We start from the raw sequence: 13084 nt of genomic DNA on the forward strand, positions 1-13084 counted from the left end.
CTCACCCGGAGACCCGGATGCCGGCGGAGGTGAACGTCGGCAGCTGGAAGTCCACGTCGATCACGCCGGCCGGGGGCGCCGGGAACTGCATGAAGACGGCCAGGGTGGCACCGGACTTGAGGGTGGTGAAGCCGGTGGTCGTCAGCGGCCGGCCCTCGGTGTCCCGCAGCACGTAATACCGCTTCTTGCCCTTCGGGTCGACCAGCGTGGCACCGCCCAGCGATCTGCCGTTCTTGATGATCTCGGTTTCGTTGCCGCTCAGCGCGGAGGGGATGACCGCGGTGCGGGCCCCGTCGTTCTTCAGCGTGCCGTTGACCGTCACGAAGCCGCCCGAGTCGCGCTCGGCGGAGGTGATCTGCAGGAGCAGGCCGTCCGACCCGCGCAGCTCGGCCAGCGGCCGGCCGGGGTCCTCCTCCTGGGTGCTCGGGCCGGAGTCGCCGGCCGTGGAGGCGGACGCCGGTCCGCTCGGCTTGTCCTGTCCGCCGCCGCTTCCCCCGCAGCCGGTCACCCCGACGGCCAGGCCGGCCGCAACGGTCAAGGCGACCAGCCCTGTGCGGGCCTTCGCGGTGAACCGCATGCTCATCACTGTCGCTTCCTTCGTCATCGGTCGTTCGCCGGGGAGTCGGCCAGGTGGACGTCGAAGAGGTCCTCGGGCCCCGGCAGCTCCGTGGTGTCGTCCGGCTCGGGATGCCAGACCTTGTCCTCGCAGGTGAGCGGGGGCAGCGGAGCCTCCTCGGGCGGTTCGTCGCCCCCCTCGGACGGCTCGGTCCCCTCCTCGGGCGGCCCGGGCTCCTCCTCGCCCGGTCCGGGCAGCTCCTCGGGGGGCGTGCAGAGCGGTTCTATGACGGCCCTGGCGTGCGCCGTCGCGTGGACGTTCTCGGTGCCGGGTACGACGGAGTCGCCCACGGACTTGTTCGTCCGGGCGTCGACCACGTAGCTCAGCGGCGCGTCGAACGCGCAGCGCACCGACGCGTCGTTCCGCGCGGCGAGCTGGTCGGCGCGCCAGCAGGAGTCGCCGGCGCCCGCCCCGTCGAAGATGGCCCGCCAGCTCGCCGGGTCGTCCAGGTTCTCCAGCCACAGGTCGGCCAGCTGGTCGCGGGTCTCCTGCGCCGCCGCCAGGGCCGCCGCGTCCGCCGCCGTCTGGGCGCCGCCGCGGTTCACGGCCGCCTGGCCGACCGCGAGGTAGGCCAACGCGAGAAAGAGCAGGCCCGCCACCACCGTGAGGTAGATGGGGAAGGCCTGCCCCGTGTCGTGCCGTGCGGGAATCAGCCGCCGGTGACCTCGGCGATCTTGTTGGTGATCGCGTCGTAGATCGACTGGCCGATGCTCGTGCCGGTGATCGCCAGGACGATCGCGACGACCACCGCGATGATGCCGAGGTACTCCACCGCGGTCTGTCCCCTGTCGCCGCGCGCGGCCCGGGACTGCAGATACGCGACGGTGGTGCGCAACCATTCGCTCACGGTCTTCCCCTCCAGCTTGGCCTGCGGTCCGGGCACCGTACGGCCGGACGCCCCCGCCCCCGAAGGGCCCCAGGGCCCAACCGCGGACCCATGCGTTCCGCCGCGCCGCCATCTCACGCCACCCCCAGCCACTTCGCGGTCGCCTGGGACCTGGTGGTGCTGTGGAGCTTGGCGAAGATGCGGTTGATGTGGTTCTTGACCGTCTTCTCGGTGATGAAGCAGGCGGCGGCGATCTGCTGGTTGGTCATGCCGGACGCGATGAGGTCCATGATCTCCGCCTCCCTCTCGCTCAGCCGGAACCGCGAGCGGAACGACTGTCCCACAGGTGATTGCAATCGCGAAAGAGTCGAGGGCTCGGAAATTGCCGTGATTTCAGGGGAGTTGGGACTGACGTGTGCAGACGCATCGGACCGGAGTGCCGCCAGTAACGCCCTCGTCGCCCCGGGCGTCACCTGCGGACGGCCCTCCCGTACGTCCCGTACCGCCCGCACCAGCTGCTCCGCCGTGAACTCGCCGTGCACCAGGTATCCCCCCGCCCCCAGCCGCAGCGCCTCGCGTACGGTCCGCGTCTCGTGGCTGTAGGTGAGCATCATGACGGGGGCCAGCGGCACCAGGTGGGGCAGCGCCGAGATTCCGTCCACCCCGGGCATGCGGACGTCGAGCAGGATGACGTCCGGCCGGTGCCTCAGCGCCGCCTCGTACGCCTCGCGGCCGTCACGTGCCTGAGCCACCACCGTGGTGCCGGTGCCGTCCGTGAGCAGGGCCGCCAGTCCGGCCCGGACCACCGGGTTGTCGTCGGCGATCAGCAGCCGCAGCGGCGGGGTGGCCGGGGCCGGCGGCGGGAAGTCGGACCGTGGGGTACCGGGCAGGGGCCGCATGGCGCCTCCTCTCAGGGTGTGCCTGGTGTGTGGGCCGTGGGATGCGCGGGGGCGTGGGACGCGGACCCGCCGGACGGGTGGGCGGCTCCGGGTTCACGGGGTCCGGACAGGGGGATCTCCAGGCGGACCTCGGTGCCCCGGTCGTGGGTGCCCCGGCCGATCCGGATGCGGGCGCCCGCCTGCGCGGCCCGCTCGACCATGCCGAGCAGCCCGAAGTGACCGTGGTCGCGCAGCCGCTCCAGGGTGGTGCCGGGCGGCAGACCGGTGCCGTCGTCGTGGATCGCGAGACCCAGCAGGTGTCCGTCGACCGTCGCCCGTACGTCCACCCGGGCGGCGGACGCGTGACGGTGGGCGTTCTCCAGGGCCTCGGTGGCGATGGCCAGGACGTGCCGGGCCACGGGCGCGGGCAGGGACGGGAAGGGGGCGGGGTCGTCCGCCGGCCAGTGGCAGCTGACCTTCAGGCCCGTACGCCGGGTGAACTCCCGGGCCTGGCAGGCCAGGGTCTGCCAGAACGGGATCTCCTCCCCCGCCCGCGCGGGGTCCCGGCGCAGGTCGGCCAGCAGTTCCCGGGACTCCGCCGCCGCCCGGCGCGCCGAGCGGGAGACCAGGTCCGCCTGCTGCCGGATGCGGGCGGGGTCCGGGGCGTCGGCCGACGCGGTCGCCGCCAGTCCGTCGGCGGCGAGGGCCACGCCGTACAGGGTCTTGGCCACGGAGTCGTGCATCTCCCGGGCCAGCCGGGCGCGTTCGGCGCTCACCGCCTCCGCCGCCGCGAGGCGGGCCCGTGCCGTGGTCAGGGCCTGGGTCGCGGCGCCGAAGCGGAGCATCAGGTTGCGCAGGGTCGAGCCCATGGCGCCCGCGACGACGCACAGGCCGGGCAGCAGCAGGGCCTCGGCGACGGGCTCGGGCCGGCCGGCCTTCAGGGTGGTGTGGACCAGGAGCAGGATCAGGGCCTGCAGCGAGGCGAAGCAGGCCGCGCCGCGCCAGCTGTAGACCAGGCCCGCCAGCAGCGGGGTGCAGACGCTGACGTAGGCGAGGGTGGTGTCCGGGCCGGCCGAGACCAGGAGGAAGGAGCCGAAGAGGGTGTCGGCGGCCAGCAGGCTGGGGTGGCGCAGCAGCAGGGGGCCGAACCGCTCCCAGTCGCGGAAGAGGACGTAGGACACCATGACGGTGACGACCACGGCCGCGCCGGCCAGCCGGACGCCCAGGCCGGGGGCGGCGTTGAGGAGGGCGGCGGGCGCCGATACGACGATCATGGCCAGCCGGAACCCGAAGACCTGCCGGCACATCGCCTGAAGGGCACTGACCTGAAGCTTCTCGGAGGCCTCGCCCCCCGGAACGCTCTCACGCACCGCCCGCCCCGGCCGCGCGAGGAGACCGCGGGCACCGAGACGCCCCGGCAGCGCCCAGCGCCCTCCGGCACCGAGACGCCCCGGCCACAGCCGGCGCGATCCGCCGCCCGCGCCGCGCGCCCACGCCCAGGGACCTCCGGCACCCACCGGCCCGGACCGCGCCCCTTCGGCACCCGCCCGCACCCCGGGGCCGCCGGCACCAAGGCGCCCCGACCGCGCCCCGGCACCCTCGGAACCAGGACGCCCCGGCCGCATCCCCGGAGCCCCGGCACCCAGGCGCCGCGGTCGTGACCAGCCGTGTCCGGGGCCCGTGCCGCGTAACCGCTCCAGTAAGCGCGCCCCCTTCCCCGTCACGCCCGTCGTCGTCACGTTCGTCCTCACTTCCCGGTGAGCGAGCCGAAGTCGACACCGGAGCCGAGCAGCAGGCCCGCGCCCAGCAGGAGCATCGTCGCCGGGACCATGAACGTGGTGATCATCAGCGTGGCCTTGGGCACCGCGCGCGCGGCCTTGCGGCGGGCGTTCTGGGCGTCGGTGCGGCGCATGTCCTTGGCCAGGGAGACCAGGGTGTCCACGATGGGCGCGCCCAGCTCCTCCCCCTGCTGCAACGCCGTCACGAACATCGCCACCTGCTCGGAGTCGTTGCGCCGGCGCAGCTCCGCGAAGGCCTCGCGGCGGCTCATGCCGAGGTCCATCTGGCGCAGGGTGATGCGCAGTTCGTCGGCCCAGGGGCCCTCGTAGCGGGCCGCGACCCGGTCCAGGGCCTGGCGGAAGCCGAGTCCCGCGCCGACCACCACGGCCAGCACGTCCAGGAAGTCGGGCAGGGTGCGTTCGATGACGTGTCTGCGGACCCGGATCGCCGACCAGAGGCCGACCTCGGTCCACAGCGCCCCGAAGGCCAGCAGGAGCAGCGCCACGAACCACTGGCCGCGCAGCAGGAAGACCAGGAAGCCGACGCCGCCCAGCGCGCCGTAGACCGCGCGGCGGGCCGCGTAGCGGTCGATGGTCAGGCCGCCGGGGTTGCCGGCGAGGTCGATCCTGCGGCGGTAGCGGGCGACCAGCCGCGGGCCCATCAGGCGCAGTACCAGGGGCGCCCAGCGCATGCCGAGGCGGTCGACGACCGAGCCGACCGCGCCGGTGCGGGTGGCGCCGACCTCCAGGGCGACGGCGAGGTCGGCGGGGAGCCGGGCGTCCGCGCGGTACATGCGCAGGCCGGCGAAGACACCCCCGACGCCGGCGCCCGTCAGCAGGGCGAGCAGGAACTCCACGGGTCACCTCCCTCAGACGTCGATCCGGCTCAGCCGGCGGATCAGGACGAAGCCGACGGCGTACAGGACGAACGCAACGAGCACGCAGGCCTGGCCGGCGGGGGAGCCGGTCATGCGGTCGAGCGCGCCGTCCTTGACGCCGTTCATCAGGAACAACGCGCCGACCCCCAGGACGGGTACGGCGTACGAGGTCATGGTCACCTGGGAGAGCTGGGTGCGGATCTCGCGCCGGGTCTCCTTGCGCTCCTCCAGCGTCTCGGTCAGATTGCGCAGCGCCGAGACCACCTGCCCGCCCGCCCGGTTGGACAGCACCAGCGTGGTGACCAGGACGACGAGTTCCCGGGAGGGGAGCCGGTCGGCCAGCTCGCCGAGGGCGTCCTCCAGGGAGTGACCGACGGCCAACTGGTCGGATACCTTGGCCAGTTCCTCGCCGGCCGGGGCCTCCAGCTCCTCCGCGGCCATGCCGATCGCGGTGCGCAGGGCGAGGCCGGCGTGCGTGGCGTTGGCCAGGATGCGGGCCAGTTCCGGGAGTTGGCCGATGAAGCGTTCGATGCGCTTGTGGCGCTGCCAGTTGAGGAACTGCAAGGCCGCCCAGACGCCGAGGAGTCCGGCGAGCGGGCCGAAGAACGGCGCCAGGGTGGCCTGGCCGACGAGCCACAGCGCGGCGACGGCGGCGATCATGGCGGCGAAGAACTCGCCGGGGGTGACGCCCAGGCCGGTCGCCGCCAGGCGCCGCTCCAGCCAGCGGCCGAAGCGGGTGCGGCGCAGCCGCCGGTCCAGGGCGGCGAAGCGGCGGCCCCGGCCGGCCGCCGGCGGCGGGCCGGTGTGCGCGAGGCGGTCGACGAGGGCGGCGCGCCGGGCCCGGCCGGAGGCGTAGGCGTGCACGCCGGCCACGGCCAGGACGCAGGCCAGCAGGGTCGCGCCGGTGGCGAGCTGGGCGAGGGTGCTCGGTTCCATGGTGGGGGTGTCCTACCTGGCTTCTCGGGTGGCGAGCTGGTCGGCGGAGCGGGCCACGCCGAAGGCGCCCGGGATGGGCTGGCTCGCCATGTAGAGGCGGTCGGCGGTGCGGCGCGGGAGCGGGAGGTGGCGGAAGGTGCCGTGGACGCGGCCGTCCGGGGTCATGGGCCGTGCCTCGAAGCGGGCCGCGGTGGCCAGCCGGTACGGCTCCCCGCCGTGGCTGTCGAGCAGCGCGATCTCGGTGATGCGGCGGGCGCCGTCGGCGAACCGGGTGAGCTGGACGATGACGTCGACGGCGCTGTTGATCTGGTCGTGCAGGGCGACGAAGGGGACCTCGACGTCGGACATCGAGGCGAGGGTCTGGAGCCGGGTGAGGGCGTCCTCGGCGCTGTTGGCGTGCACGGTGGCCAGCGAGCCGTCGTGGCCGGTGGACATGGCCTGGAGCATGTCCAGGGACTCGCCGCCGCGGACCTCGCCGACCACGATCCGGTCGGGCCGCATGCGCAGCGAGTTGCGGACCAGGTCGCGGATGGTGACCTGGCCCTTGCCCTCCACGTTCGGCGGGCGGGACTCCAGGCGGACCACATGGCTCTGCTGGAGCTGGAGTTCGGCGGAGTCCTCGATGGTGATGATGCGCTCGTGCGGCGGGATCAGCCCGGACAGGGCGTTCAGCAGGGTCGTCTTGCCGGTGCCGGTGGCGCCCGAGACGATGATGTTGAACTTGGCCTGCACCAGGCCGGCCAGCAGGTACACCATGTGCTCGTCCAGCGAGCCGAAGCCGATCAGCTCCTGGAGGGTGAAGGAGCGCGGGAAGCGGCGGATGGTGAGCACGGGGCCGGACAGGGACAGCGGCGGGATGATGACGTTGACCCGCTCGCCGGAGGGCAGCCGGGCGTCCACCATCGGATGGGACTCGTCCACCCGGCGGTTGACCGTCGAGACGATCCGCTCGATGGTCTGCATCAGCTGGTCGGCGGAGACGAACCGCAGGGGCAGCTGTTCGACCCGGCCGCCGCGCTCCACGAAGATGGCGTCGGGCCCGTTGACCATGATCTCGGTGATGGACGCGTCCTCCAGCAGGGGTTCCAGGATGCCGAGGCCCAGTGCCTCGTCCACCACCCGGCGGATCAGCTGGGCCCGTTCGACGGTGGACAGCACCGGTCCCTCGCGGCTGATGATGTGGCCGAGCACCCGTTCCAGGCGCGCCCGGCGTTCGGCGGCGGCCAGCGCGCTCATCTCCGCGAGGTCGATCTCCTCCAGCAGTTTGGCCCGGTAGGAGGCGACCAGGTGTCCGTCCTCACCCCGGCTGCCGTGCTCCTCCGGAGCGCTGATGCGGGCCCGCAGGCTCATGGGTCCCTCGCCTCCTTTTGTCAGTAGTCGAGCGGCATGGTCGCGGACTTGGTGGCGTCGCCCAGGTCCCACACCAGGGTGGGGATGTGGACGGTGGCGGTGACGGTGACCGTGTCGGCTCCTTCGGCGGCCGAGCAGGACACCTCCAGCACGCCGCTCACCGCGTCGGCGCAGGCCCGGGCGTAGGACTGGTCCAGGGACGCGGCCCGCGCCCCGGCCCGGGCCGCCGTACCGGCCTGCTCGGCGGCGTAGGCGACGGCACCGAGCTGCAGCCCGGCCAGAGCGACGATCAGCAGGACGGGAACGAACCCGAGGTATTCGAGCGCGACCTGTCCCCGGTCGCGCGGCCGCCGGCCGGGCGTCCCGGCGCACGGTCCGGTGGGCGGCGGCTCGGCGCCCGGTGGGCGGTACGACGGCCCGGCACCCGGTCGGCGATCCGACGTCTCGGCGGGCGCCCGGCGATCCGGCATCTCGGCGCGCGGTCGGCGTTTCGGCATTTCAGCGTGTCACCTCCTCCACGGTTCCGGCGTGGCCGCGCACGGTGGCGGGGAAGGAGATCACGCCCGGGAAGAGGACCGGGACCTTGACGGAGACGTCGGCCGTGACGTAGCCGGAGGTGCTGCACCGCACCGACGCGTCCCCGCGCCACGCCCCCGACAGGTGCTTCAGCCCGGCCCGGGAGCACGCGGCCTGCCGGGCGCCGCCCCGGGGCGCCGCCGTGGCGGCCCGTACCGCCTCGTCGGCGGCGTTCCCGGCGAGCGTGAAGGTGTAGCCGACCAGCACGGCCTGCCACATCAGTACCAGCGTCAGCAGGATCAGCGGGGTCATCCCGAGCAACTCGACGCTGACCTGTCCCCGGTCCCCGTCCGGCCTCCTCATGGCGCCGCTCATTCCTTCCGCCGCCGGAAGCCCACCGTTGCCCGGCCGGTTCCCCGGTGGGCGGGCTGCTCCCCCGCCTTGGCCAGCCCCAGCTCCGCCGCGAGCGCCCACAGCGCCTGCTTCACCGTGCTCCTGCCGTCGAGTTCGTGCAGCCGTCCGGCGTCCACGACGCCTTGCAGTTCCCTGAAGGCCGCGGGTACGGCGGTCCGGGCCAGCGCGGTGCCGGTGATGCGCTGCACCAGCGCGGGCTGGATCTCCGTCGTGCGCGTGTGCCGGTTGACGACGACCGTGGTCTCCTCGGCCTTGCGGATCTGGAGCCGGTCCCACATCCGTACGGTGCGTTTGGCGGCGCGTACGGCGATCACGTCCGGGGTGGTGACCAGCAGCGCGGTGTCGGCCGTCTCGACGGCCGCCGCGCCGGCCCCGCTCAGCTGGGCGCCGCAGTCCACGACGACGGCCTCGTAGCGCGAGCGCAGGGCGCCGACCATCTGACGGGTGGCCCGTTCGGTGACCTCCTCGCCGCGTTCCCCCTCGGCGGGCGCGAGGAGCAGGGCGAGCCCGGTGTCGTGGCGGAAGACGGCGTCGGCCAGGACGCGCGGCGAGATGTCGGTGATGGCGGCGAGGTCGGCCACCGACCGGCGGAACTGGACGTCCAGGTAGGAGGCGATGTCGCCGCTTTGCAGGTCCAGGTCGACCAGCGCGGTGGCGCGGCCGGAGGCCTGGGCGGCGAGGGCCAGCTGGACGGCGGTCAGCGTGGCGCCGACGCCTCCCTTGGCGCCGCTGACCGTGACGACGGTGCCCCCGGCCCCGGCGGGCGCCTCGGCCCCGTGCCCGAGATGGCGTCGTACCCCCGCCGACCACTGGGCGACGGCCTGCACCCGGCCGGCCAGTTCCTCGTACGACAGCGGGAGCCCGACCAGGCCGCGGGCGCCCGAGTCCATGGCGGCGGCGAACAGGCCGGGGCTCGCGTCGCTGGTGACGAGGACGACGCCGGCGGCCGGGAAGCGCAGCGCGACCTCGCGGATCAGTTCCAGCGCCGGTACGGGACCGATGCGTTCGTGGACGACGACGATCTCGGGCAGCTCCTCGACCGACTCGGCGGCCAGCCGGGCGAGGGTGTCCACCAGCTGGGTGGAGTCGGTGACCGGGGGCTGCGGTTCGGCGTCGGGGAGCTGGCTGAGCAGGGTGGTGAGGGAGCGGACGGCGTCCGGGTCCGCGCCGGCCGGGAGGATCCTGGTGGGCATGGCCGCCTCTCACTTGTCCGTCGCGAGTTCGTAGGTGCGGTCCTGGTCGGGGACGCTGGTCTCGCTGCCGGGGGCCACGAGCGCGAGCCGGACGCGCTGGGCGAAGGACTCGGCGTAGGTGACGCGCTGGGCGTCGAGGGTGGACAGCGCGAAGGTGATGGGGACGGCGTCGGTCGGCCGGCGGCGGCTGTCGTCGCCGTCGGGGTCGAGGGCGGTGATCCGGCCGACGTCGAGGACCCGGGCGTTGGTGACGATGATCTTCGACTGGTCGGGGTCGCCCTCCTTGCGTCCCTCGAAGGTGGCGTAGACGTTGACGAGCGAGCCGGGGGTGATCTTCCCGGCCACACCGGTCGCCGCGTCGACCATGATGGCGACCTCCTGCTGGCCGGGCTGGAGGGCGGGCCGGTCCACGATCATGTCGGTCTGGAGCAGGGAACCCGCGCGCAGGGTGGTCACGGCGATCTTGCCGCGGATCTGCGCCAGGTCGGTGACGGCGTTGCCGGACAGCCACCGCCTGGGCATCTCGATCTTCTCGAACTGGTCGGTGTCCAGGGCGGTGTACGGCTTCACCTCGGACCTGACCCGGTAGGCGGTGGTCTCGGGCCCGACCTTCGTGTTCACGTCGTGGACGAAGGAGAGCACGCCGGCGAACGCGCCCAGAGCGCACAGGGCCGACAGGATCAGGAGTATCACGCCGCGGCGCTGACGGGAGTTCATGAACCGTGCAACCTCATTGGGGGAATCGGTCGAGCGGGACGGGTCAGGTTCGCGCAGGTCAGGCGGGCGTTCGCGGTTCCAGGGCGCGGGGTGTGACAGGGGCTGGGGAGGTGGCGCGGCAGAAGACGCAGCGGTCGCCGATGACGTCGAGGCCGCACCAGTGACAGCGGGTCTGCCGTACGGAGGTGACCAGGTGGTACAGGACGGACAGGTCGGCGAGATAGCCGCAGAACTCGACCAGGCGGCCGGTCCCCCACCACACCGGGGACTCGGCGGGCAACGGGGCCTCGCGCAGCCCGTGCACGCCCCACCGGGTGCCGAGGCCGGCCACCCAGTCACTGTGCGACTGCCCCTTGGCGACCAGCATCCAGGTGCCGAACTCGGGTCCCCTGAGGGTGGCTTCGGGGCCGATCCTGACCACCTGGGGTTCGGGGTGGGCGAGGACGGCGAACTGGCTGCCGGGCACCCATGACCTGGCGTGCGCCTTCAGCCCGACCGGGACCCGGTCCAGCCGGGCGACCGAGCCGAGGACGGCGCCGGCGTGGATGTAGTGGGTGAGCAGCCGTCCGGCGGAGGCGAGCACGCCCGGGCTCAGGTCGCAGGAGGCGAGCTGGCGCAACTGCCGGGCCAGGACGGCGACGCCGAGCGGGGGCAGGGCCGGCCGGAACAGGGCGACGCGGTCGCTCTCCAGCAGCGCGCGCAGGGTGTGCAGCCGCCGGACGACCGGCTCCGGGGTGGCCTCGGAACAGACGACGACCACGTATCCGTGCTGCTCGATGAGCCGGTGGAGTCCGGCGAGGCCCTGCTCCAGCGGCCCGCGGTCGAGTCCGGCCGGCACGACGGCGGGCATGGTCCGCTCGTCCTGCGCCGGCAGCGCCATGTCGGCACTGGTCACGGCAATGGCTGTTGGCACGCGCAGCTCTCCGCTCTTCACATCCGTCGGCCCGCCGGTGTCACTCCGGCGCGCCGGGACGACTTCATTGCGTGACTACCCGAGCACTGTATCCACGGCCGTATGACCCGGAGAACAGCGTGGGTGAAGCCGGTGGGGAACTCTCCCGCGACAAGCCCCGCCAAACCCGGACAGGTTGATCCGCCGACCCGAAACGATTCCGGTCTGGACCTCTTGACACCCCGGATTGGTCTGGACCAACTTGTAGGGCAGCGGTGGCCACCGTCCTCTCTCCCCCCCTTTCTCTCCCCTCCCTCTCCCCGCCCAACTCCCCACCGGAGGCTCCAGTGGACCGCGCACCAGGCATACCCAGACCCACCGGACGGCGGCTCGCGGCATGGTCCGCCGCCACCGCCCTGGCCCTTTCGGTCGCGGGCCTCGCCGTGGCCTCCCCCGCCTCGGCGGCGGACGTGAACAACGTGCGGAACGCCGGCTTCGAGTCGGGCCTCGCCGACTGGACGTGTACCGCCGGCAGCGGCACGACGGTCACCTCCCCCGTGCACGGCGGCACCAGCGCCCTGAAGGCGACCCCGGCCGGCCAGGACATCGCCAAGTGCTCCCAGACGGTCGCGGTCAAGCCCAACTCGACGTACACGCTCGGTGCGTGGGTCCAGGGCGGCTACACCTACCTGGGCGTGACGGGCACGGGCACCACGGACGTCTCCACCTGGACCCCCGACTCGGCGTCCTGGAAGCAGCTCCAGACGACGTTCACCACCGGCTCCTCCACCACCTCGGTCACGGTCTACACCCACGGCTGGTACGGCCAGGCGGCCTACTACGCCGACGACCTCTCCGTCCACGGCCCCGACGGCGGCGGGGGCGGCAACCCGAACCCGACGATCCCGGCGGCCCCGTCCGGCCTCGCCGTGTCCTCCGCGACGTCCTCCTCGGTCTCCCTGTCCTGGTCGGCGGTGTCCGGCGCGACGGGCTACAACGTCTACCGCGACGGCACGAAGGTCACGGCGGTCACGGGCACGTCGGCGACGGTGACCGGCCTGGCGGCCTCGACGGCGTACTCCTTCCAGGTAACGGCCACCAACGCGGCGGGCGAGTCGGCGAAGTCGGCGACGGTGACCGGCACGACGACCGCCGGCTCGGGTGGCGGGGGCGGGGGCGGCTCCCTGCCCAAGCACGCGGTGACCGGCTACTGGCAGAACTTCAACAACGGCGCGACGGTCCAGAAGCTGTCGGACGTCCCCTCCGCCTACGACATCATCGCGGTCTCCTTCGCGGACGCCACGTCCACACCCGGAGCGGTGACCTTCAACCTGGACTCGGCCGGCCTCGGCGGCTACACGGTCGACCAGTTCAAGGCGGACATCAAGGCCAAGCAGGCGGCCGGCAAGAAGGTCATCATCTCGGTCGGCGGCGAGAAGGGCTCGGTGTCGGTCAACGACGCGAACTCGGCGGCCAACTTCGCGAACTCCGTGTACGGCCTGATGCAGACGTACGGTTTCGACGGCGTCGACATCGACCTGGAGAACGGCCTGAACGCGACGTACATGACGCAGGCCCTGCGGTCGCTGTCGGCGAAGGCCGGCCCGTCGCTGATCATCACGATGGCCCCGCAGACGATCGACATGCAGTCGACGTCGAACTCGTACTTCCGGACCGCCCTGAACGTCAAGGACATCCTGACGGTCGTCAACATGCAGTACTACAACAGCGGTTCCATGCTGGGCTGTGACGGCAAGGTCTACAGCCAGGGCACGGTCGACTTCCTCACCGCACTGGCCTGCATCCAGCTGGAAGGCGGCCTGTCCCCGTCCCAGGTCGGCCTCGGCCTGCCCGCCTCCACCCGCGCGGCGGGCGGCGGCTACGTCTCCCCGACGGTCGTCAACAACGCCCTGGACTGCCTGACGAAGGCCGTCAACTGCGGCACCTTCAAGCCGTCCAAGACCTACCCCGACCTGCGCGGCGCGATGACCTGGTCCACCAACTGGGACGCGGCCTCGGGCAACGCCTGGTCCAACAGCGTGGGAGCCCACGTCCACGCCCTCCCGTAACCGCCCCGTCCCCTCCCCCCC

The 13084-nt window shown here is 73.0% G+C and carries 14 protein-coding genes; 1 reads left to right on the forward strand and 13 read right to left on the reverse strand.

The window, feature by feature from the left end; genetic code table 11:
- Position 1 precedes the first annotated feature (1 nt).
- The 13 genes from ABD350_RS14400 to ABD350_RS14460 form a co-directional block, all read right to left on the reverse strand.
- Positions 2 to 583 (reverse strand): hypothetical protein, encoded by a 582-nt coding sequence (locus ABD350_RS14400; RefSeq protein ID WP_344348420.1) that lies wholly within the window; start codon positions 581 to 583, stop codon positions 2 to 4.
- A 17-nt stretch (positions 584 to 600) separates the two neighbouring features.
- Positions 601 to 1269: a pilus assembly protein TadG-related protein gene (locus ABD350_RS14405; RefSeq protein WP_344348497.1), complete on the reverse strand. Its 669-nt coding sequence runs from the start codon at positions 1267 to 1269 to the stop codon at positions 601 to 603.
- On the reverse strand, positions 1266 to 1463 hold the full coding sequence (locus tag ABD350_RS14410; RefSeq protein ID WP_344348498.1) for a Flp family type IVb pilin: 198 nt from the start codon (positions 1461 to 1463) through the stop codon (positions 1266 to 1268). Before ABD350_RS14410 ends, ABD350_RS14405 begins: the two co-directional genes overlap by 4 nt.
- Before the next feature lie 113 nt (positions 1464 to 1576).
- Positions 1577 to 2341, reverse strand: coding sequence for a response regulator (locus ABD350_RS14415; protein WP_344348421.1), 765 nt, complete (start codon positions 2339 to 2341; stop codon positions 1577 to 1579).
- An 11-nt stretch (positions 2342 to 2352) separates the two neighbouring features.
- Complete coding sequence (locus tag ABD350_RS14420; protein ID WP_382466700.1) at positions 2353 to 3945, reverse strand: sensor histidine kinase; 1593 nt, start codon at positions 3943 to 3945, stop codon at positions 2353 to 2355.
- A 122-nt stretch (positions 3946 to 4067) separates the two neighbouring features.
- Entirely contained in the window at positions 4068 to 4955 is an 888-nt protein-coding gene (locus ABD350_RS14425; RefSeq protein ID WP_344348423.1) for a DUF5936 domain-containing protein, read from the reverse strand.
- Positions 4956 to 4967: 12 nt separating this feature from the next.
- Positions 4968 to 5912: a type II secretion system F family protein gene (locus tag ABD350_RS14430; protein WP_344348424.1), complete on the reverse strand. Its 945-nt coding sequence runs from the start codon at positions 5910 to 5912 to the stop codon at positions 4968 to 4970.
- A 12-nt stretch (positions 5913 to 5924) separates the two neighbouring features.
- The gene (locus tag ABD350_RS14435) at positions 5925 to 7262 is read right to left on the reverse strand and encodes a TadA family conjugal transfer-associated ATPase (protein WP_344348425.1); all 1338 of its coding nucleotides are present in this window, start codon (positions 7260 to 7262) and stop codon (positions 5925 to 5927) included.
- A gap of 20 nt (positions 7263 to 7282) precedes the next feature.
- Positions 7283 to 7759 carry a TadE/TadG family type IV pilus assembly protein gene (locus tag ABD350_RS14440; protein ID WP_344348426.1) on the reverse strand — a complete coding sequence of 159 codons (477 nt, stop codon included), beginning with the start codon at positions 7757 to 7759 and terminating at the stop codon, positions 7283 to 7285.
- Position 7760: 1 nt separating this feature from the next.
- Positions 7761 to 8141 (reverse strand): pilus assembly protein, encoded by a 381-nt coding sequence (locus ABD350_RS14445; protein ID WP_344348427.1) that lies wholly within the window; start codon positions 8139 to 8141, stop codon positions 7761 to 7763.
- An 8-nt stretch (positions 8142 to 8149) separates the two neighbouring features.
- Complete coding sequence (locus ABD350_RS14450) at positions 8150 to 9385, reverse strand: CpaE/TadZ family protein (RefSeq protein WP_344348428.1); 1236 nt, start codon at positions 9383 to 9385, stop codon at positions 8150 to 8152.
- A 9-nt stretch (positions 9386 to 9394) separates the two neighbouring features.
- A complete protein-coding gene (gene cpaB, locus ABD350_RS14455) occupies positions 9395 to 10102 on the reverse strand; it encodes a Flp pilus assembly protein CpaB (RefSeq protein ID WP_344348429.1) in 708 nt (235 codons plus the stop codon).
- Between the two features lie 58 nt (positions 10103 to 10160).
- Positions 10161 to 11036: a hypothetical protein gene (locus tag ABD350_RS14460; protein ID WP_382467016.1), complete on the reverse strand. Its 876-nt coding sequence runs from the start codon at positions 11034 to 11036 to the stop codon at positions 10161 to 10163.
- Positions 11037 to 11341: 305 nt separating this feature from the next.
- Between ABD350_RS14460 and ABD350_RS14465 the strand changes: the two genes are divergently transcribed.
- The gene (locus ABD350_RS14465; RefSeq protein WP_344348430.1) at positions 11342 to 13063 is read left to right on the forward strand and encodes a chitinase; all 1722 of its coding nucleotides are present in this window, start codon (positions 11342 to 11344) and stop codon (positions 13061 to 13063) included.
- The last annotated feature ends 21 nt before the right edge of the window (positions 13064 to 13084 follow it).

Source organism: Streptomyces nogalater, from assembly GCF_039532885.1.
GTDB classification, from domain to species: Bacteria; Actinomycetota; Actinomycetes; order Streptomycetales; family Streptomycetaceae; genus Streptomyces; species Streptomyces nogalater.

Excerpts from the sequence above, each read along its gene's own strand:
- ABD350_RS14400 (WP_344348420.1), bottom strand. The coding sequence starts at position 583 with ATGAGCATGCGGTTCACCGCGAAGGCCCGCACAGGGCTGGTCGCCTTG.
- ABD350_RS14415 (WP_344348421.1), bottom strand. The coding sequence starts at position 2,341 with ATGCGGCCCCTGCCCGGTACCCCACGGTCCGACTTCCCGCCGCCGGCC.
- ABD350_RS14420 (WP_382466700.1), bottom strand. The coding sequence starts at position 3,945 with ATGCGGCCGGGGCGTCCTGGTTCCGAGGGTGCCGGGGCGCGGTCGGGG.
- ABD350_RS14430 (WP_344348424.1), bottom strand. The coding sequence starts at position 5,912 with ATGGAACCGAGCACCCTCGCCCAGCTCGCCACCGGCGCGACCCTGCTG.
- ABD350_RS14435 (WP_344348425.1), bottom strand. The coding sequence starts at position 7,262 with ATGAGCCTGCGGGCCCGCATCAGCGCTCCGGAGGAGCACGGCAGCCGG.
- ABD350_RS14440 (WP_344348426.1), bottom strand. The coding sequence starts at position 7,759 with ATGCCGAAACGCCGACCGCGCGCCGAGATGCCGGATCGCCGGGCGCCC.
- ABD350_RS14445 (WP_344348427.1), bottom strand. The coding sequence starts at position 8,141 with ATGAGGAGGCCGGACGGGGACCGGGGACAGGTCAGCGTCGAGTTGCTC.
- ABD350_RS14450 (WP_344348428.1), bottom strand. The coding sequence starts at position 9,385 with ATGCCCACCAGGATCCTCCCGGCCGGCGCGGACCCGGACGCCGTCCGC.
- cpaB (WP_344348429.1), bottom strand. The coding sequence starts at position 10,102 with ATGAACTCCCGTCAGCGCCGCGGCGTGATACTCCTGATCCTGTCGGCC.